Source organism: Paraburkholderia sediminicola, assembly GCF_046026895.1.
Classification (GTDB): Bacteria; Pseudomonadota; Gammaproteobacteria; order Burkholderiales; family Burkholderiaceae; genus Paraburkholderia; species Paraburkholderia sediminicola_C.
In genome coordinates this window covers 41,549-61,554 of the sequence record NZ_JAQQEU010000038.1, presented here as the reverse complement: position 1 = coordinate 61,554, position 20,006 = coordinate 41,549, and the positions used below count along the sequence as shown (strand labels likewise).

Sequence of the window (20,006 nt, the reverse complement as noted above, 5' to 3'; positions counted from 1 at the left end):
CGGCTGCGGGAAGGTTCGCCAGGCCGTTGTTCGGGCTGGCGGGCCGATTGCGCTGTCACCGGTCCCGCTTCCCGATCTTTCTTTTGCGGCGCAGGCCATCGCGTCCTTCGCCGCTTCCTTTGCCGATCCGCTTGCCATGATGTCCGCTGCTCCGTTCGCCTCGCCAGTGTCAACCGCCTCAATCGCCTCAGCCGGCTCACCGGCAGCAGCCGTTGCGTCCGTCCCGCACCCCCAGGCCCAGCCGGATTGCGCGCGAACCGCCGCACTGGCCGCATTGCGCGAAAGCGATCCGGCCGCGAAGGCAGCCGCGGCCCGCGCGTTATATGGCGCCGTGCTTGACGGTCGCGCCGCCTGTGCAGCCGGCCTCGAACTCGACGAGCCGCCCGGCTTGCCAGGCCGCCCCATGCGGCCCGAGCTGGTCGAACCGCGCAAGCTCGGGCGGCGCAGCATGCAATCGGCGCAAGGCCGTGCAGTCTTGCTGCACGCGCTGGCGCACATCGAATTCAACGCGATCAATCTCGCGCTCGACGCCGTCTGGCGCTTCGCCGGCATGCCCGCCGCGTTCTACGCCGACTGGCTCAAGGTCGCCGCCGAAGAGGCCTATCACTTCTCGCTGCTGGCCGCGCGGCTCGCGGAATACGGCCACGCATACGGCGACTTTCCCGCGCACGACGGCCTGTGGGATATGTGCGAGCGCACCCGCGGCGACGTGCTGGCGCGTATGGCACTGGTGCCGCGCACGCTCGAGGCACGCGGCCTCGACGCGTCACCGCCGATCCGCGCGCGCCTGCAACAGGCAGGCGACCAGGCATCCGCGGCGATTCTCGATGTGATCCTGCGCGATGAAATCGGCCATGTGCTGATCGGCAACCGCTGGTTCCGGCATCTGTGCGACGCGGGCGGCCTCGACCCGCACACGACGTACACGCGACTCGCCGACCAGTATCACGCGCCGAAATTACGTGGTCCGTTCAATTTCGAAGCGCGCCGCGACGCCGGATTCGACGAAGCGGAGCTCGCTGCGCTGGCGCATCTCGACGCCCAGCAGCCGGGCCCACCGACCGCGCTCGACTGAGTGCATGTTCAATAATCCGACCGCCACGTCTTGCCAGCCATCTCTATAATAGAACGACCATTCTTTTTTTGACGCGCCGTTCATGAATACTTCCCGATCCGAATTTGTCGCCGTACGCGGCGTCCGTCTGCATGTACGGCGTTGGGGCAATCCCGACGCGCCCATGCTCTTCATGCTGCACGGCTGGATGGACGTGGCGGCGTCATTCCAGTTCGTGGTCGATGCGCTGGGCGGCGACTGGCAGGTGATCGCGCCGGACATGCGCGGCTTCGGCCTGTCGGACTGGCCGGTGGCCGAGCGCGGCGGGGGCAACTACTGGATCCAGGACTATGTCGCCGATCTCGACGCGCTGCTCGACCACTACGCGCTGGCCGGCGAAGTGAATCTGGTCGGCCATAGCATGGGCGCCAACATCGTCTGCCTGTATGCGGGAGTGCGGCCGGAGCGGGTCCGGCGGGTGGTCGACCTGGAGGGCTTCGGGCTCGCGCCGTCGTACTCGGCGCAAGCGCCCAGGCGCCTGCGCAACTGGCTCGACGAACTGCGCGATCCGCCGCAGCTGAAGCGCTACGCGTCGCTCGACGAGGTCGCCGCCCGCCTGATCAAGACCAATCCGCGGCTCGACCCTGCGCGCGCGAAGTTTCTCGCGCAGCACTGGTCCAAGCCCGACGGCGAAGGGCGCTTCATGCTGCTCGCCGACCCGGCGCACAAGCTGCGCGGGCCGACGCTCTACCGGCTCGACGAAGTGATGGCGGTATGGCGCAAGGTGAGCGCGAAGGTACTGCACGTCGAGGCCGCCAACTCGCCGACGCTCGCGCAGATCGCCGGCGAGATTCCGCTCGACGAATTCAAGGCGCGCTTTCAGGCGTTCCCGGACTGGCGCGAGACGATCATCGACGCAGCGGGACACATGGTGCACCACGACCAGCCGGAGCAGGTGGCCGCGCTGATCGAGGGATTTTGCGCCTGAACGCCGCCAATCTCGGCAGACGTCGGCCTCCGCGCGAGATAGCTCTGCGCCCATTTACTGCGTTGCAGTAAAATGGATGATCAACTTTTCCCGGACCACGATGAACGCCGATCTCCACTGCCACTCCACCGTTTCCGACGGCCAGTTCGCGCCGGCTGAAGTCGCGCGCCGCGCGCACGCGGGCGGCGTGACACTGTGGGCGCTGACCGACCACGACGAGGTAGGCGGCCAGGAGGAAGCGCGTGCCGCCGCCGAGGCGCTCGGCATGGGCTACGTGAGCGGTGTCGAGATCTCGGTGACGTGGGCGTCGCGTACCGTGCACATCGTCGGCTTGGGCGTTGATCCGGCGAGTTCGATCCTGATCGACGGTCTGGCGCGCACCCGCGACGGCCGCGCCGCGCGCGCCGAAGCCATGGGCGAGCAGCTGGACGCGCTCGGCATTCCCGGCGCGTACCAGGGCGCGCTCAAATTCGTGTCGAACCCGGACATGATTTCGCGCACGCATTTCGCCCGCTTCATGGTCGAAAGCGGTTACGCCAGCTCCACGCAAGACGTGTTCAACCGCTATCTCGGCGACGGCAAACCGGGTTACGTCGCGCACCGCTGGGCCAAACTGGCCGACGCGGTCGGCTGGATCCAGGCCGCCGGCGGCGAGGCGATCATCGCGCATCCGGGTCGTTACGCGTACACGCCGGTCGAATTCGACGCGTTTTTCGCCGAATTCATCGATCTCGGCGGCAAGGCGATCGAAGTAGTGACCGGCAGCCACACGCCCGACCAATACCGCGAATACGCGGACGTCGCGCGCCGGTTCGGGTTCGAGGCGTCGCGCGGCTCCGACTTCCACGCGTCCGGCGAAGGCCGCATCGAGCTCGGCGCGCTGCCGCAGTTGCCTTCCGATCTCAAGCCTGTCTGGGAACGCTGGCTGTGATCGCGCGCCGTGCCAAGCGGCACGTCACGCGCGGATCACAGCCGGAGCCGGCCGCACGCGGCGCATGCCCGCATCCGCACTTCCGGCGGCCGCTGATCCGCAGTTCAGCCGCAGTTCACCCGCCGCTTACCTGTCGTCATCGTTAGTCGCCATGTCCCAATACTTTCGGCTTCACCCTGACAACCCGCAGCCGCGCCTCGTCAAACAGGCCGTGCAGATCATCAAGGACGGCGGCGTGGTCGCGTTGCCGACGGACTCGAGCTATGCGCTCGCCTGCCAGCTCGACGACAAGGACGCGGCGGAGCGTCTGCGGCGGATTCGTGGACTCGACGAAAAGCAGCTGCTGTCGTTGCTGGTGCGCGATCTGTCGGAGCTGGCGAACTTCGCGATGGTGGACAACCGCCAGTACCGCTTGATCAAGTCGGTCACGCCGGGCCCGTATGTGTTCGTGCTGCAGGCTACCAAGGAAGTGCCGCGGCGCCTGTCGCACCCGTCGCGCAAGACCATCGGCCTGCGGGTGCCGGACCACGCGATCACGCTGGCGATTCTCGAGGAACTCGGCGAGCCGCTGCTCGGCTCGACGCTGATCATGCCGGGCGAAACCCAGCCGCTGAACGACCCGGAAGAAATCCGCGCGCGCCTCGAAAAGCAGCTGGATCTGGTGATCGACGGCGGCGCCTGCGTGTGCGAGCCGTCGACCGTGATCGACCTGACTGGCGCGGAGCCTGTGCTGGTGCGGGCGGGGCGCGGCTCGCTCGCGCCCTTCGGTCTCGAAGAGACGGCATGAGTGAAAGCGGACAGACGCACGCAATCGCGTTGTTACAATAGCGAGTTATGGATTCTTCCCTGATACAGACCATTGCGGTGTACGCGTTGCCGGTTGTTTTCGCGATAACGCTGCACGAAGCCGCGCACGGCTACGTCGCGCGCTGGCTCGGCGATAACACCGCCTACGTGCTCGGGCGCGTTTCGATCAATCCGATGCGCCACATCGATCCGCTCGGCACGATCGCGATTCCGTTGCTGTTGTACTTCGCGACGAGCGGCGCGTTCATGTTCGGGTACGCGAAGCCGGTGCCGGTGGCTTTCGGCAACCTGCGCAATCCGCGCTGGGGCAGCCTGTGGGTCGCGGCCGCGGGCCCTGCGTGCAATTTCATTCAGGCGCTGATCTGGGGCCTGTTCGGCATCGGTTTGGCGGTGCTGAACGTCGACGAACCGTTCTTCACGCGCATGGCTGGCGCGGGCGTCGGCGTGAATCTCGTGCTCGGCGTGCTGAACCTGTTTCCGCTGCCGCCGCTCGACGGCGGCCGCGTATTGATGGCGCTGCTGCCGCCGCGCCAGTCGATCGGGCTGGCGCGGCTCGAGCCGTATGGTTTTTTCATCGTCATGGCGCTGGTCATGACCGGCACGCTGACGCGCTACTGGCTGAACCCGCTCGTTACGCTCGGCTACAGTGCGATTACCGCAATCCTGACTCCACTTGTTTCGCTTTTCTAAACAACCATGTTCCCAGACCGTATCTTCTCCGGCATGCGGCCCACCGGGTCGCTGCACCTCGGCCACTATCACGGCGTGCTGAAAAACTGGGTGCGGCTGCAGTCCGAATACCCGTGTTTCTTCTGCGTGGTCGACTGGCATGCGCTGACGACGCACTACGAAACGCCCGAAGTGATCGAAAAGAACGTGTGGGACGTGCTGACCGACTGGCTCGCGTCCGGCATCGATCCGGCGCAGGCTACGCTGTTCATCCAGAGCAAGGTGCCCGAGCATGCGGAGCTGGCGCTGCTGCTCGGCATGAGCACGCCGCTCGGCTGGCTCGAACGCGTGCCGACCTACAAGGAGCAGCAGGAGAAGCTGAAGGACAAGGACCTGTCCACCTACGGCTTCCTCGGCTACCCGGTGCTGATGGCGGCCGACATCCTGCTGTATCGCGGCTCGCTCGTGCCGGTCGGCGAGGACCAGGTGCCGCACGTCGAAATGACGCGTGAGATCGCGCGCCGCTTCAACTACCTGTACGGCCGTGAGCCGGGCTTCGAACAGAAGGCCAACGAAGCCGCGAAGAAGCTCGGCGGCAAGCGTTCCAAGCTTTATCACGAGTTGCGCAACGCCTATCAGCAGGAAGGCGACGACGAAGCGCTCGAGCAGGCGCGCGCGATGTTGCAGGAGTCGCAGAGCCTGTCGATGAGCGATCGCGAGCGCCTGTTCGGCTACCTCGAAGGTTCACGCAAGATCATCCTGGTCGAGCCCCAGGCGATGCTGACCGAAGCGTCGCGGATGCCGGGTCTGGATGGCCAGAAGATGTCGAAGTCGTACGGCAACACGATCGGCCTGCGTGAAGATGCGGAAACCATCACGAAGAAAGTCCGCACCATGCCGACCGATCCGGCCCGTGTGCGCCGCACCGACCCGGGCGATCCGGACAAGTGCCCGGTCTGGCAACTGCACCAGGTCTATACGGACGAAGCGACGCACGAGTGGGTGCAGAAGGGTTGCCGCAGCGCGGGCATTGGTTGCCTCGACTGCAAGCAGCCGGTGATCGAAGGCATTCTGCGCGAGCAGCAGCCGATGCTCGAGCGCGCGCAGAAGTACATGGACGATCCGTCGCTGCTGCGCGCGATCGTCGCCGACGGCTGCGACAAGGCCCGCAAGTTCGCCACGGAAACGATGCGCGACGTCCGCGAGGCCATGGGCCTGTCGTACAGCTGAGCCGCAGCGATGAGCACGTCCGCCGCCGTCCACGGCTTGGGTGAACCGTCGCGCTGGGTGCGCGATTGGGAGCATCTGGTCGCCGCGGGCGGCGCGGTGCTCGACGTCGCGTCGGGAGCGGGGCGGCATGCGCGATTCTTCGCGGCGCTGGGGCACCCGGTGACCGCGATCGACCGCGATGCGGCCGCGCTCGCCACGCTGCGCGACGAGCCGCTCGTCACCCCGCTCGCGGCCGACCTCGAGGGCGGCGCGTGGCCGCTGTCCGCCGAGGCGAAATTCGCCGCCGTCGTGGTGACGAACTATTTGCACCGGCCGCTCTTTCCGCGTCTTTTGCGCTCGCTCGCACCGGGCGGCGTACTGGTTTACGAGACCTTCGCGCAAGGAAATGAAAGCGTCGGCAAGCCCTCGAATCCGGCGTTTCTGCTCGCACCCGGCGAGCTTCTCGACAGGGTGCGCGGCCAGCTCAGGGTGGTCGCGTTTCAGGACGGTTTTCTCGCGCAGCCGCGCCCGGCCTACGTCCAGCGCATCTGCGCGATTCTCGAGGCAAAGCGCCCAGACGACCTCAAGCAAGCGGCACCCCCGCCTTGTTACGAGTTGGCTGGCTAATCCGCTACAATCGCGGTTTACCTGATCAAATTCATGGCGTTTCATGACTAACGGCAACCAGAGCGGCAAGCAGAGCGGCAACCCCGGCACCAGCAGCGTTCAGATCCGCGGCAGCATTCCTGCCATCATCACCCCCATGCTGGAAGACGGCAGCCTCGATCTGCCGGCGTTTCGCAAACTGATCGACTGGCACATCGCGGAAGGCACGGACGGGCTCGTCGTGGTGGGCACGAGCGGCGAGTCGGCCACGCTGTCGGTCGAAGAGCACGTGCTGATGGTCAAGACCGCGGTCGAGCACACGGCGGGCCGGATTCCGGTGATCGCGGGCTCGGGCGGCAACTCCACCACTGAAGCGATCGAACTCACGCAGCAGGCGAAAGACGTCGGCGCGGACGCGACGCTGCAGGTCGTGCCGTACTACAACAAGCCGACTCAGGAAGGCATCTACCGCCATTTCGCGAAGATCGCCGAAACCGTCGATCTGCCGGTGATCCTGTACAACGTGCCGGGCCGCACCGTCGCCGACATGAGCAACGAGACCATCCTGCGCTGCGCGCAGGTGCCGGGCATCGTCGGCGTGAAGGAAGCCACCGGCAACATCGATCGCGCCGCACATCTGATCAAATCCGCGCCCGCGCACTTCGGCATCTACAGCGGCGACGATCCCACCGCGATCGCGCTGATGCTGCTCGGCGGCCACGGCAATATCTCGGTCACCGCCAACGTCGCGCCGCGCGCAATGAGCGAGCTGTGCAAGGCCGCGCTCGCGGCTGACGCGAAAACCGCGCGTGAAATTCATCTGAAACTCCTGTCGCTGCATAAGAACCTGTTCGTCGAATCGAATCCGATTCCGGCCAAATGGGCATTGCAGCAACTGGGTCGTGTGCAGGGCGGAATCCGCCTGCCGCTCACGCCACTCGACGCGCAGTACCACGAAGTGGTGCGCGGCGCACTGCGCGAGGCGGGCCTGCTGGGCTAAGCGAAGCGACCGCGGCACCCAGCGCCAACGAAAGACTGCCACCGGCATTCCCTTAACCGACGTCGATCCAGCCCACGTTCCCGGCACACAGAACCAGGCACCGCGTTCCAGCATCACGAAGGACCTCATGAAACGTTCCGCACTTTCCCTCCACGCAACCCGCATGGCGGCGCTGGCGCTTGCCCTGACGACGCTCGCCGGCTGTGACACGCTGAACGACTGGTTCGCTTCCGACCGCGTCAACTACAAGGTCGCGGCGAGCGCGCCGCCGCTGGCCGTCCCGAATGACCTGAGCACCTCGCCGACGGACCAGCGCTACGTCGCGCCGCCGGCCAATCTGGCGCTCGGCGGCGCGCCCACGCGCGCGGTCACGGCTGCCGGCAATGCGACCGAAGGCCAGCCGAATGCGCAAGACCCGCTCGGCATGCATATCGAGCGCGACGGCGATCGCCGCTGGCTGGTGGTCGACGGCCGTTCGCCGGAACAGCTGTGGCCGCAATTGCAGGAGTTCTGGCAGGAAAACGGTTTTGTCCTGAGAACGGACGCGCCGGCCACCGGCATCATGACGACCGACTGGGCTGAAAACCGCGCGAATATTCCGGACGACTGGTTCCGCCGCACGGTCGGCAAGGTGATCGACTTCGCGTACTCGTCGGGTACGCGCGACAGCTTCCGCACGCTGGTGTCGCGCGGAGCGTCCGACACCACCGACATTTCGATCACGCACAGCGCGATGGAAGAAATGATGACGGGCCAGGACAAGACATCGTCGCGCTGGGAAGAGCGCCCGCGCGATCCGGCGCTTGAAGCGCTGTTCCTGAGCAAGCTGATGGAGAAGTTCGGTCTGACCGAAGCGCAATCGAAGCAGCTGCTGACCGACGCGCGCCCGGCCACCGCGCCGACCACGATCGACCAGAGCGCGGGCGCCTCGACGCTCGATCTGCAGGAATCGTTCGATCGCGCGTGGCTGCGTGTGGGCCTCGCGCTCGACCGTACCAACTTCACGGTCGACAACCGTGATCGCGCGAAGGGCATCTACTACGTGCGCTACGCGGACTCGATGCAGGAGCTCAAGCGCGAAGGGCTGTTCGGCAAGCTGTTCTACGGCGGCAATTCGTCGAAGAAGCCGGGTCAGGAATTTCTCGTCAATGTGCGCTCGAAGGGCGACACGGTGACGCAGGTGGCGGTGCTCGACGCGAACGGGCAGATCGACACATCGTCTGACGCGCAGCGCATCGTGACGCTGCTGCACGCGCAACTGAATTAAACGGGCCGTGCGCTTCGCGAGTCTCGGCAGCGGCAGTGAAGGCAACGCGCTGCTAGTGGAAGCGCACAGCGGCGCGACTACCACGCGGGTGCTGCTCGACTGCGGCTTTTCGGGGCGGGAAGTCGAGCGGCGTCTGACACGGATCGGCGTGAGCGCCGAAGGTCTCGACGCTATTCTGATTACGCATGAGCATAGCGATCACATCGGTAGCGCGCTGACGCTGGCGCGCAAGTGGTCGATTCCGCTGTACATGAGCTGGGGCACCGCCCGCGCGGTGGGCGCCGACGAAGCCGATGTCGACCTGCAAGTGCTGTGGAGCGACGAAGCGGTAGCGATCGGCGACCTCAGCGTCCTCCCTTATACCGTTCCTCACGACGCGCGGGAGCCGCTGCAATACGTGTTCTCGAACGGCGCGAGCCGGCTCGGCGTACTGACCGATGTCGGCACGTCCACGCCGCATATCAGCGCGGTGCTGGGCGGCTGCGACGCGCTGGTGCTCGAATGCAATCACGACCTGCGGATGCTGGCGGGCAGCCGTTATCCGCACTCGTTGAAAGCGCGGATCGGCGGCGATCATGGGCATTTGAACAACGACGCGGCGGCGGAGATTCTCGCATCGCTCGACCGCTCGCGGCTGCGTCATCTGGTTGCAGCCCATCTGAGCCAGCAGAACAATCTGCCGGAACTGGCGCAGGCCGCGATGGCCGGCGTGCTGGGCGCGGCGCCTACCGAAGTGGTGGTCGCTTCGCAGGATGACGGGTTTGCGTGGTTGAGCGTGTGATGCCTGTTTGAGCGCGATTGCGGTATCCGACGGCAGCCGCCCGGCGACACCCATGAGAAAAGCCCATAACGATTGCTCGTTATGGGCTTTTCACTTTTGAGGGCGGGCGTTCGTAGAACGCGTCGCCCCGAGTCCGGCTTAGTTGCGGTTGCCGCCGAAGATGCCGAGCAACGCGAGCAGGTTGACGAACACGTTGTACAGATCCAGGTAGATCGCCAGCGTGGCCGTGATGTAGTTTGTCTCGCCCCCGTTCACGACACGCTGCACGTCGAACAGCATGTAGGCCGAGAAGATCACGATCGCCATCACCGAAACAGTCAGCATCAGCGCCGACAGTTGCAGGAACACGTTCGCGACCGAAGCCAGCAGCAGCACGATCACGCCCATAAACAGCCACTTGCCGAGACCGGAAAAGTCGCGCTTGCTGACCGTGGCGATGGTTGCCATTGCCGTGAAGATCACACCAGTGCCACCGAAGGCGAGCATGATCAGCGACGGGCCGTTCGAAAAACCGAGCACGAAGCTCAGGATGCGTGACAGCATCAGGCCCATGAAGAACGTGAAGCCGAGCAGCACGAACACGCCAACTGAGCTGTCTTTGGTTTTCTGAATCGCGAACATGAAACCGAAGGCGATCGCGAAGAAGGCCAGCATGCTCATCGCCGGGCTGGTGGCGGCGAACAGCGAGAACCCCGTGGCGAGCCCTACCCACGCGCCGAGCACGGTCGGAATCATGGACAGCGCCAGCAGCCAGTAGGTGTTCCGTAGCACGCGGTTGCGCGTTTCGGCCGTGCTGACGGCGCCGTTGCGGCCAAAGCTATACGGATGTTCGTTCATGGTCTCTCCTTACCTCGGAAGCGTGTTTGGTGATGGTGGTACCGCGGGTCGTGTAGCGCCGGCCGCCGTAGTTGCCGCCAGGCGCAAAGTGTTCACCCCTAAGATTAGCGCGGAAGCACGGAGTTTCAATACCTCGAAAACGGGCGTACGTCCTACGCTACCAGTATTTCGCAACTTCTGCCGGCATCCTTTCAATACTGTAAGGGTTCAATCGCAATCATACACGGGAACATGCTACAATAGCGGATTCATTTGAATCTGTAACCTCTTAATTTTTTGGAGTTTTTATGGCGATCGAACGCACCCTGTCCATTATCAAGCCGGACGCAGTGGCCAAGAACGTGATCGGCCAGATCTACACCCGTTTCGAAAACGCTGGTCTGAAGATCGTGGCATCGCGCATGGTTCACCTGTCGCGCGCTGACGCAGAGAAGTTCTACGCTGTGCACGCCGCACGTCCGTTCTTTAAGGACTTGGTGGAATTCATGATCTCCGGCCCGGTCGTAGTCCAGGCACTGGAAGGCGAAAACGCAATCCTGAAGCACCGCGATCTGATGGGCGCGACGGATCCGAAGAAGGCGGAAAAGGGCACGATCCGCGCCGACTTCGCCGACAGCATCGACGCTAACGCCGTGCACGGTTCGGACGCGGCAGAAACCGCGGCGATTGAAATTGCGTTCTTCTTCCCGCAAGTCAACGTCTACTCGCGCTAATCGCCCCCAGGCGGATTCGCCGCGCGCGATTCGGGCCGCCGATCTGATTTATCGCACGAATCGCCCGGCAAAGTAGTAAGGTAAAAGCAGCAGGAATGGGCGCGAACGGCATTGCGTTCATGCAGCTTGTTGCATGAACGTAATCTCGCACTGAAATGGCAGGATTCGATATGACGAGCAGTTCCACCGTCAACCTTCTCGACCTTGACGCCCACGGGCTTGTCGCCTATTGCGACAGCCTGGGCGAGAAGCCGTTTCGCGCCAAGCAATTGCAGCGTTGGATTCATCAGTGCAACGCTGCCGACTTCGACGGCATGACCGATCTCGCGAAGTCCTTGCGCGAAAAGCTCAAGGGGCGCGCCGCGATCACGATGCCCGGCATCGTCAGCGACCATATTTCCAGCGACGGCACACGCAAGTGGCTGATCGACGTCGGCAACGGCAATGCGGTTGAAACCGTATACATCCCCGAAGAAACGCGCGGCACGCTGTGCGTGTCGTCGCAGGCGGGGTGTGCGGTCAACTGCCGTTTCTGTTCGACCGGCAAACAGGGCTTCTCCCGCAATCTCACCACCGGCGAAATCATCGGCCAGTTGCGCATGGCCGAGTTCGCGCTGCGCGCGTCGCGTGGCGTGGCCGGCGGCCGTGCCACAGGGGGCGACGGCAAGGGCGAGCGGGTCGTCACGAACGTCGTGATGATGGGTATGGGCGAGCCGCTGCTCAATTACGACGCGGTGGTGCCGGCCATGCGCCTGATGCTCGACGACAACGCGTACGGCCTGTCGCGCCGGCGCGTCACGTTGTCCACCTCGGGTGTCGTGCCGATGATGGACCGGCTCGGCGCCGATCTGCCGGTGGCGCTCGCGGTCTCGTTGCATGCGCCCAGCGATCCGTTGCGCGACATGCTGGTGCCGCTGAACAAAAAGTATCCGTTGCGCGAACTGATGGCGGCTTGCCAACGCTATCTGAAAGTCGCGCCGCGCGATTTCATCACGTTCGAATATTGCATGCTCGACGGCGTGAACGACAGCGAAGCGCAAGCGCGCGAACTGCTCGCGCTCACGCGCGACGTGCCGTGCAAGTTCAATCTGATTCCGTTCAATCCGTTCCCCGAATCGGGCCTTGTGCGCTCGAAGCCGGAACAGATCAAGCGGTTTGCACAAGTGTTGATGGACGCGGGCGTCGTCACCACGGTGCGCAAAACACGCGGCGATGACATCGACGCTGCCTGCGGTCAGCTGGCCGGTGCGGTGCAGGACCGCACGCGGCTTGCTGAGCGCACCGGGAAGGCGGCCAAGGTTATCGAAGTTCGCGCCGTGTAATCGAGCGGCATGGCAGGCGTCGGCGTTCGCCAGGAATTCGGCGAGCGCGCGAAAGTCGTTCATGACGCGGTCGATTGAAAAGAAAGTTTGCAGAAGCGATCGGAAGCGGCACATGAGGCCGCGCATTTTGTTATAAACGGTCTGCGATTCAGGCGCGAGGCTTTTGCCCGTCCGGGTTGCACAAGTGAAAAAGAATCGACGCGAAAGGATTTGGGATGAGTGAGCCGCAGCACCCGCAGCCGCACGACACAGACACAAACGAAAGCCATCCGGCACCGGTCGCTCGGGCGGTGGTGCAACCTGTTGTGCAGCAGGGCCTGGATTCGTTGGCGGCGGTTGGCGCGCGCTTGACCCAATTGCGTGAATCGAAGGGTTGGTCGATCGAAGACGTATCGGCCCGTCTGAAAGTATCCGTCGTCAAGTTGCGCGCGCTCGAAGCGGGCGATATCAGCCATCTGCCGGACACGACTTTCGCGCTCGGCGTGGTGCGCAGCTACGCGAAGATGCTCGACGCCGATCCCGCGCCGTTCACGCAGGCGTTGCGCCGCGAGAAGGGTGTGCCGGCGCCGGATCTGTCGATGCCGGCGTCGTCTGGGAAGGACTTGCCGCGCGGTCGCGTGTCGTTGACGCTCGGTGGCAGCGGGCAGAAAAGCCGCTCGTGGCTGTGGGGCATTGCGGCGGTTGTCGTCGCGGTGATCGCACTCGCCATGTGGCATACCAACGGTGGCGATTCGAGCGCGTGGCTCGCGCGTCTGAAGGCAAGCGCGAACGGGGCCGCAGGTGGTGCAAACGGTGCATCGGGTGCGGTCGCGCAGGGTCCTTCGGCCGCTGCAACTGCGCAAGAGGACGCGTCGGCGCCGGAAGCGCCGGCCGTAGCGGAAAACGCAGCGTCGGCTACGCCGATGCCCGCACCGCTGGCTACGGGTACAGCGCCGTCGTCGGCACCTGCGGTCACGGCAATGGCGGCTGCGCCGAAGGCCGGCTCGCAGGTTCAGGCCGCTGCGCCACTCGCGAGCGCGCCGGCCGCTGTGGCGGCGGCAACCTCGGCGGCAGCGGCAGCGCCCGTCGCGGGTGAGGCGATCGTCGCACTGCGCGTGACGCAAGACAGCTGGTTCAGCGTGCGCGCCAAAGATGGCAAGGAGGTATTCTCCGGCCTCGTGCACGCAGGCGACACCAAGGAAGTGACAGGTGAAGCGCCGTTCAAAATTACGGTAGGCAACAAGGCCGGTCTCGAGTCGCTGACGCTCGACGGCCAGCCGGTCGATCCGGCGAAATATTCGGCAGCCAAGGGCAATGTGGCGCGCTTCGCGTTGCCTTGATAGATACGGTATGCGCCGCGGCCAACCGGTCCGCGGCGCTTTTTCAATTCAGGCGCGACGTTTTTTGCGGCGCGTGCGGCGTAAATGGGTTTTTCGATGCAATCCGAAGCTCAATCCCAATGCAGTAGCAAGATCGTTTCCACTGAGCCGGTGTTCGGCGGGCAGGCTGCGCGGCGCAGGTCGCACGCGGTCGATGTCCGTTGGGGCGGCCAGCTCGTCACCATCGGAGGCGATGCGCCCGTGCGCGTGCAGTCGATGACCAACACGGACACGGCGGACGCAATAGGCACCGCGATCCAGATCAAGGACCTGGCGCAAGCCGGTTCGGAATTGGTGCGCATCACGGTCAACACTCCTGAAGCGGCCGCGGCCGTGCCGGCCGTGCGCGAGCAGCTCGACCGCATGGGCGTGTCGGTGCCGCTGGTCGGCGATTTCCACTACAACGGCCATTTGCTGCTGCGCGATTATCCCGCGTGCGCCGAGTCGCTGTCCAAGTACCGGATCAATCCGGGCAACGTCGGTCACGGCGCGAAACGCGACACGCAGTTCGCGCAGATGATCGAAGCCGCGGTGAAGTACGACAAGCCGGTGCGTATCGGCGTCAACTGGGGCAGTCTCGATCAGGACCTGCTCGCGAAGATGATGGACGAGAACGCCGCGCGCTCCGCTCCGTGGGAAGCGCAAAGCGTGATGTACGAAGCGCTGATCCAGTCGGCGATCGGGTCGGCGGAACGGGCGGTCGAACTCGGCCTCGCGCGCAACAAGATCATTCTGTCGTGCAAGGTCAGCGGCGTGCAGGATCTGATCGCCGTGTACCGCGAACTCGCGCGCCGTTGCGAATTCGCGCTGCATCTCGGTTTGACCGAGGCGGGCATGGGCTCGAAAGGGATCGTCGCGTCGACCGCGGCGTTGTCGGTACTGCTGCAGGAGGGCATCGGCGACACGATCCGCATCTCGCTCACGCCGGAGCCGGGCGCGTCGCGCACCGGCGAGGTGATCGTCGGCCAGGAGATCCTGCAGACCATGGGGCTGCGCTCGTTTACGCCGATGGTGATCGCGTGCCCGGGTTGCGGCCGCACCACCAGCACGCTGTTCCAGGAGCTGGCGTCGCAAATCCAGACCTATCTGCGCACGCAGATGCCGGTGTGGCGCGACCAGTATCCCGGCGTCGAGAAGATGCACGTCGCGGTGATGGGCTGCATCGTCAACGGCCCGGGCGAGTCGAAGCAGGCCAACATCGGCATCAGCTTGCCGGGCTCGGGCGAGAACCCCGCTGCGCCGGTGTTCATCGACGGCGAGAAGGTCAAGACGCTGCGCGGCGAGAACATTGCGCAAGAATTCCAGCAAATCGTGAGTGACTACGTCGAGCGCCGCTATGGCCGCGCTGAAGCACTCAACTAAACATCGGCTATCGAAGACAGATGACTGAACAGAAGAAAAAGCTCGAAAAGCTCTCCGGCGTGAAGGGCATGAACGACGTCCTCCCGCAGGAAGCCGGGCTCTGGGAATTTTTCGAATCCACCGTCAAGTCGATGCTGCGTTCGTACGGATACCAGAATATCCGTACGCCGATCATCGAGCACACGCAGCTGTTCAAACGCGGCATCGGTGAAGTGACCGACATCGTCGAAAAAGAGATGTACAGCTTCACCGACGCGCTGAACGGTGAAAACCTCACCATGCGCCCCGAAAACACGGCGGCGGTGGTGCGTGCGGCGATCGAGCACAACATGCTGTACGACGGTCCGAAGCGCCTGTGGTACATCGGGCCGATGTTCCGCCACGAGCGTCCGCAGCGCGGCCGTTATCGCCAGTTCCATCAGGTCGGCGTGGAAGCGCTGGGCTTCACGGGCCCGGACGCCGACGCTGAAATCATCATGATGTGCCAGCGGCTCTGGGACGATCTCGGCCTGACCGGCATCAAGCTCGAGATCAATTCGCTGGGCCTCGCTGAAGAGCGCGCGGCGCATCGCGTCGAACTGATCGCGTACCTGGAAAAGCACATGGACGTGCTCGACGAAGACGCGAAGCGCCGTCTGTACACGAACCCACTGCGCGTGCTGGATACGAAGAATCCGGCGCTGCAGCAGGTCGCGCAGAACGCACCGAAGCTGATCGATTTTCTCGGCGAGGCATCGCGCGCGCACTTCGAAGGTTTGCAGCGCATTCTGAAAGCGAACAACATACCGTTCACGATCAACCCGCGTCTCGTGCGCGGTCTCGATTACTACAACCTGACCGTGTTCGAGTGGGTGACCGACAAGCTCGGTGCCCAGGGCACCGTCGCGGCGGGCGGCCGTTACGATCCGCTGATCGAGCAGCTCGGCGGCAAGGCGACGGCAGCATGCGGCTGGGCAATGGGCGTCGAGCGGATTCTCGAATTGCTGAAGGAAGAGGGGCTCGTCCCTGAAGCCGAAGGCTGCGACGTGTACGTGGTCCATCAGGGCGATGCGGCGCGCGAGCAGGCCTTCATCATCGCGGAGCGTCTGCGCGATACGGGGCTCGACGTGATCCTGCATTGCAGCGCCGACGGTCAGACGGCCAGCTTCAAATCGCAGATGAAGCGTGCCGACGCGAGCGGCGCAGCATTCGCGGTGGTGCTCGGCGAAGACGAGATCGCCAACGGCACGGTCGGCGTGAAGCCGCTGCGCGATACAAATGCTAACGGCGGTAAAAGCGAGCAACATAACGTGCCCGCTGAAGACTTGACCGAATTTCTAATCAATGCGATGGTTGCAACCGCCGAAGACGGCGACGACTGATCGCGACGTCGTCGAGCCGGTTGGCTCGACACGCACACGTATCAAGAAAGAGGAAATCGCCGGGCAATGAGTTACCACGACGAACAAGAATCGATTGAAAGTCTGAAGACATGGTGGACGCAGTGGGGTAATGCAACCACGTGGATCGTGCTGGTGGCATTGGTTGCAGCAGCTGGCTGGAACGGCTGGAATTTCTGGCAGCGGCGCCAGGCGGCGGAGGCCGCTGTGCTGTACGACCAGGTGCAGCAAGCCGTGGCATCGGGCGACAAGGCCAGGATCACGCGCGCCGCCACCGACATGGAAGACAAGTTCAGCCGCACCCCGTACGCGCAGATGAGCGCGCTGGGCGCCGCCAAGGCGCTCTATGCCGCGGGCGACGAAGCTGCCGCGAAGGCCCAGTTGCAATGGACCATCGATCACGCGAAGGACGACGAGTTCAAGCAGATCGCCAGACTGCGCATGGCTTCGCTGCTGCTCGACGACAAGGCATACGACCAGGGTCTGGCGTTGCTCGCCGAGCCGCAATCCGACGCGTTCAAGGGCATCGTGGCGGACCGCCGCGGCGACCTGCTCGCCGCGCAGGGCAAGCGCGACGATGCACGCACGGCTTACAAGCTCGCGCTCGACTCGCTGTCGAAAAATGACAGCTCGGCGCGCCAGTTGATTCAGTTCAAGCTGGACGCGCTGGGTGGCTGATCGCCGCCTGCCTAGCGCCGCATGCAACGACCAACCGGTTTCCTTTAATTAATTTCCTGAATGCTTCGTCCACCGATGAATCTGCTGAAACGTTACGCCGTGCCCGTTATCTGTGCGATGACCGTCCTTACCATGGCGGCTTGCTCATCCACGAAAGACGAGCGCCGTGTGCCGACGCCGCTCACCGAGTTCAAACCCGTGCTCGACGTGCAGCAGGTCTGGACGGCGAGCGTAGGCAAGGCGGGCCGCTACCTGTTCTCGCCGGTCGCTGTGGGCAATGCGGTGTTCGCGGCTGGCGCGAACGGCTCGGTTGCGAAGATCGACGCGCAAACCGGTAAGGACATCTGGCGCGTCAAGCTGAGCGACGACCTGTCGGCGGGAGTCGGCAGCGACGGCACGCTCACGGCGGTCGGCGGCCTGAAGGGCGATGTCTATGTGCTCGGCGCGGACGGCAAGCAGGTGTGGACCGCCAAGGCGCCGGGCGAAATCATTTCGCCGCCGCTGGTCGGCAACGGCCTCGTGGTGGTGCGCACCGTCGACGGGCAGATCGTCGCATTCAACGCGCAAACCGGCGAGCAGAAGTGGAATTACCGCAACCGCGCGGTGCCGCTCAATCTGCGCGTGTCGTCGGGCATGACGTTCGCCGGTGACGCTGCGGTGCTGGCCGGTTTCCCGGGTGGCTCGTTCGCCGCGATCAACCTGCAAACGGGCGACGCCTACTGGCAGACGCCGGTGTCGTATCCGAAGGGTGTGACGGAAGTGGAGCGCATCAACGACGTGACCGGTCCGCCCACGCTGGTCGGCTCGCAAACCTGCGCGGTGACGTTCCAGGGTCAGATTGGCTGTTTCGACGCGAACTCGGGCCGTGCGCTGTGGCAAACCGCGTTCTCGAGCACGAGCGGTCTCGCGCAGGATGACCGCGCCGTGGTGGCGGCGGATGACTGGTCGGTCGTGTCGGCGTTCGATGTGAACACCGGTTCGCGGCTGTGGAAAAACGACCAGCTGAAGAGCCGCGACCTCGGCGTGCCGTTCCTGCTCGGCCGGGCGGCCGTGCTCGGCGACTATCAGGGTTTCGTGCACTTCCTGTCGGCTTCCGACGGCTCGCTGGTCGCTCGCGTGAAGACCGACGGCAGCGCGATTGTCGCGGCGCCCGTGCTGGCCGGCGAAACGCTGGTGGTGCAAACGCGCGACGGCGACCTTTACGCCTATCGCCCGCGCTGATCGCGCACGCTGAGCTTCGTCAAGCGCGCAGGCCGGCATCGCCGGCCGCGCGCGTTTTTGTTGAACTTGTTTTGAATGTTTGTCGTATCGCAGCACAGTAGAAGCATTGCGCCGGACTGGCTGGTCCGGCAGTCGGATCAGAAACGGCCCACGTGGCCATCGGTGGCTGCTTGCGGCGCCACCTTCGGCGGCATCGCAGACCATCGCCCTCGAACGGGCGTGCGAGCCGCCGAGCAAGAAAGACTGAATCTGGCGGCCCGTTGGCGCCGCCCATCCAGCCAAATCCCCGTCCGCCCGGATGCGCATATCGACAGCACAGCCGGGGCCGGCCGAATTCGTGATAATTTTCGTCAAACGCTGCCGTGTAGCGGCCGCATGGCGTCGCTACGCGGGCGGTCGATTTCGATCCCGCGTTTCACCGTGAACAACATCTGATGAAACCCGTTATTGCCCTCGTCGGGCGCCCCAATGTGGGGAAATCCACGCTGTTCAACCGTCTCACGCGCTCGCGCGACGCGCTGGTTGCCGACCTGCCCGGTCTCACGCGCGACCGCCACTACGGCGAAGGCCGCACCGGCGAGCGGCCGTATCTGGTCGTCGATACCGGCGGTTTCGAGCCGGTCGCGAAAGACGGCATCCTGCACGAGATGGCGCGTCAAACTCGCCAGGCGGTCGAGGAGTCGGACATCGTCGTGTTCATCGTCGACGGCCGCAATGGTCTCGCGCCGCAGGACAAGTCGATCGCCGACTATCTGCGCAAGGTCGGCCGGCCGATCTTCCTCGTCGTCAACAAGGCGGAGGGCATGAAGTACAGCACCGTCGCCGCCGATTTCTACGAGCTGGGTCTCGGCGACCCGCGCGCGATTTCGGCCGCGCACGGTGACGGCGTCACCGAAATGATCAACGAGGCGCTCGAAGTCGCGTATGCCGGCCAGCCGGAAGAAAGCGACGACGAGAAAGCAGCGCGCGGCGTGAAGATTGCGATCGTAGGCCGCCCGAACGTCGGCAAGTCGACGTTGATCAACGCCCTGGTCGGCGAAGAGCGCGTGATCGCGTTCGATATGCCGGGCACCACGCGCGATTCGATCTACGTCGACTTCGAGCGTCAGGGCAAGCCGTACACGCTGATCGACACGGCCGGTTTGCGCCGCCGCGGCAAAGTATTCGAAGCGATCGAGAAATTCTCGGTGGTGAAGACGCTGCAATCCATCTCGGATGCGAACGTCGTGATCCTGCTGCTCGACGCGCGCCAGGATATTTCCGAACAGGACGCGCATATCGCCGGCTTTGTCGTGGAGCAGGGGCGCGCGCTGGTGGTGGGCGTGAACAAATGGGATGGTCTCGATCCGCATGTGCGCGAGCGCACCAAAGCCGACCTCGAGCGCAAACTAAAATTTCTCGACTTCGCCAAATTCCATTTCATTTCCGCTGCGGAAAAAACCGGAATTGGTCCGCTGATGCGGTCGGTCGACGACGCCTACGCCGCTGCAATGGCGAAGCTGCCGACGCCGAAGCTCACGCGCGCGCTGATCGATGCAGTTGAATTCCAGCAGCCGCGCCGGCGGGGTCCGGTGCGTCCGAAGTTGCGTTACGCGCACCAGGGTGGGCAGAATCCGCCAATTATCGTGATTCACGGCAACGCACTCGATGCGATCACCGAAACGTATAAACGCTACCTCGAAAACCGCTTCCGGGAAACTTTCAAGCTGACGGGGACTCCATTGCGAATAGAGTTCAGATCGTCGACGAACCCTTACGCGGACAAAGGCTGAAACCCGCGTGTGTGCTGGGTTTGGGCGTAGGGCCCGGGCCCTCGCGCAAAAA

19 protein-coding genes are annotated in these 20,006 nt (G+C 64.3%); 18 read left to right on the top strand and 1 reads right to left on the bottom strand.

Annotation, left to right across the window (positions count from 1 at the left end; genetic code table 11):
* Nucleotides 1–139 precede the first annotated feature (139 nt).
* The 10 genes from PQR02_RS24545 (at nt 140) to PQR02_RS24500 (ending at nt 9,312) form a co-directional block, all read left to right on the top strand.
* Nucleotides 140–1,075 (top strand): ferritin-like domain-containing protein, encoded by a 936-nt coding sequence (locus PQR02_RS24545; RefSeq protein WP_408237151.1) that lies wholly within the window; start codon nt 140–142, stop codon nt 1,073–1,075.
* Between the two features lie 82 nt (nt 1,076–1,157).
* Nucleotides 1,158–2,042 (top strand): alpha/beta fold hydrolase, encoded by an 885-nt coding sequence (locus tag PQR02_RS24540; protein WP_408237122.1) that lies wholly within the window; start codon nt 1,158–1,160, stop codon nt 2,040–2,042.
* A 100-nt stretch (nt 2,043–2,142) separates the two neighbouring features.
* Nucleotides 2,143–2,973, top strand: a complete 831-nt coding sequence (locus PQR02_RS24535) for a 3',5'-nucleoside bisphosphate phosphatase (protein WP_408237148.1) — start codon at nt 2,143–2,145, stop codon at nt 2,971–2,973.
* A 151-nt stretch (nt 2,974–3,124) separates the two neighbouring features.
* A complete protein-coding gene (locus tag PQR02_RS24530) occupies nt 3,125–3,760 on the top strand; it encodes an L-threonylcarbamoyladenylate synthase (protein ID WP_408237119.1) in 636 nt (211 codons plus the stop codon).
* Nucleotides 3,761–3,807: 47 nt separating this feature from the next.
* A complete protein-coding gene (locus PQR02_RS24525; RefSeq protein ID WP_408237116.1) occupies nt 3,808–4,470 on the top strand; it encodes a site-2 protease family protein in 663 nt (220 codons plus the stop codon).
* 6 nt (nt 4,471–4,476) lie between these two features.
* Entirely contained in the window at nt 4,477–5,679 is a 1,203-nt protein-coding gene (locus tag PQR02_RS24520) for a tryptophan--tRNA ligase (protein WP_408237113.1), read from the top strand.
* A 9-nt stretch (nt 5,680–5,688) separates the two neighbouring features.
* Nucleotides 5,689–6,285 carry a class I SAM-dependent methyltransferase gene (locus PQR02_RS24515; protein ID WP_408237110.1) on the top strand — a complete coding sequence of 199 codons (597 nt, stop codon included), beginning with the start codon at nt 5,689–5,691 and terminating at the stop codon, nt 6,283–6,285.
* A gap of 43 nt (nt 6,286–6,328) precedes the next feature.
* Nucleotides 6,329–7,264: a 4-hydroxy-tetrahydrodipicolinate synthase gene (gene dapA / locus PQR02_RS24510; protein ID WP_408237107.1), complete on the top strand. Its 936-nt coding sequence runs from the start codon at nt 6,329–6,331 to the stop codon at nt 7,262–7,264.
* Nucleotides 7,265–7,391: 127 nt separating this feature from the next.
* Complete coding sequence (gene bamC / locus PQR02_RS24505; RefSeq protein ID WP_408237104.1) at nt 7,392–8,531, top strand: NlpB/DapX family lipoprotein; 1,140 nt, start codon at nt 7,392–7,394, stop codon at nt 8,529–8,531.
* A 7-nt stretch (nt 8,532–8,538) separates the two neighbouring features.
* The gene (locus PQR02_RS24500) at nt 8,539–9,312 is read left to right on the top strand and encodes an MBL fold metallo-hydrolase (protein ID WP_408237101.1); all 774 of its coding nucleotides are present in this window, start codon (nt 8,539–8,541) and stop codon (nt 9,310–9,312) included.
* Nucleotides 9,313–9,450: 138 nt separating this feature from the next.
* Here the strand turns inward: PQR02_RS24500 and PQR02_RS24495 are convergent, their stop codons facing one another.
* Nucleotides 9,451–10,149, bottom strand: coding sequence for a Bax inhibitor-1/YccA family protein (locus tag PQR02_RS24495; protein ID WP_149668197.1), 699 nt, complete (start codon nt 10,147–10,149; stop codon nt 9,451–9,453).
* A 287-nt stretch (nt 10,150–10,436) separates the two neighbouring features.
* Here PQR02_RS24495 and ndk point away from each other — a divergent pair, with 287 nt between their 5' ends.
* The 8 genes from ndk (at nt 10,437) to der (ending at nt 19,954) form a co-directional block, all read left to right on the top strand.
* Nucleotides 10,437–10,862 carry a nucleoside-diphosphate kinase gene (gene ndk, locus PQR02_RS24490; protein ID WP_184048915.1) on the top strand — a complete coding sequence of 142 codons (426 nt, stop codon included), beginning with the start codon at nt 10,437–10,439 and terminating at the stop codon, nt 10,860–10,862.
* A gap of 170 nt (nt 10,863–11,032) precedes the next feature.
* A complete protein-coding gene (rlmN, locus tag PQR02_RS24485; RefSeq protein WP_408237096.1) occupies nt 11,033–12,184 on the top strand; it encodes a dual-specificity RNA methyltransferase RlmN in 1,152 nt (383 codons plus the stop codon).
* A gap of 215 nt (nt 12,185–12,399) precedes the next feature.
* Complete coding sequence (locus PQR02_RS24480) at nt 12,400–13,503, top strand: helix-turn-helix domain-containing protein (RefSeq protein ID WP_408237093.1); 1,104 nt, start codon at nt 12,400–12,402, stop codon at nt 13,501–13,503.
* Nucleotides 13,504–13,587: 84 nt separating this feature from the next.
* Nucleotides 13,588–14,904 carry a flavodoxin-dependent (E)-4-hydroxy-3-methylbut-2-enyl-diphosphate synthase gene (gene ispG, locus PQR02_RS24475; RefSeq protein WP_408237090.1) on the top strand — a complete coding sequence of 439 codons (1,317 nt, stop codon included), beginning with the start codon at nt 13,588–13,590 and terminating at the stop codon, nt 14,902–14,904.
* A gap of 20 nt (nt 14,905–14,924) precedes the next feature.
* Nucleotides 14,925–16,265, top strand: coding sequence for a histidine--tRNA ligase (gene hisS / locus PQR02_RS24470; RefSeq protein WP_408237087.1), 1,341 nt, complete (start codon nt 14,925–14,927; stop codon nt 16,263–16,265).
* A 66-nt stretch (nt 16,266–16,331) separates the two neighbouring features.
* Nucleotides 16,332–16,961 carry a YfgM family protein gene (locus PQR02_RS24465; RefSeq protein WP_408237084.1) on the top strand — a complete coding sequence of 210 codons (630 nt, stop codon included), beginning with the start codon at nt 16,332–16,334 and terminating at the stop codon, nt 16,959–16,961.
* A 75-nt stretch (nt 16,962–17,036) separates the two neighbouring features.
* Nucleotides 17,037–18,182 (top strand): outer membrane protein assembly factor BamB, encoded by a 1,146-nt coding sequence (gene bamB, locus PQR02_RS24460; protein ID WP_408237081.1) that lies wholly within the window; start codon nt 17,037–17,039, stop codon nt 18,180–18,182.
* A 434-nt stretch (nt 18,183–18,616) separates the two neighbouring features.
* Nucleotides 18,617–19,954: a ribosome biogenesis GTPase Der gene (gene der, locus PQR02_RS24455; RefSeq protein WP_408237078.1), complete on the top strand. Its 1,338-nt coding sequence runs from the start codon at nt 18,617–18,619 to the stop codon at nt 19,952–19,954.
* Nucleotides 19,955–20,006 lie beyond the last annotated feature (52 nt).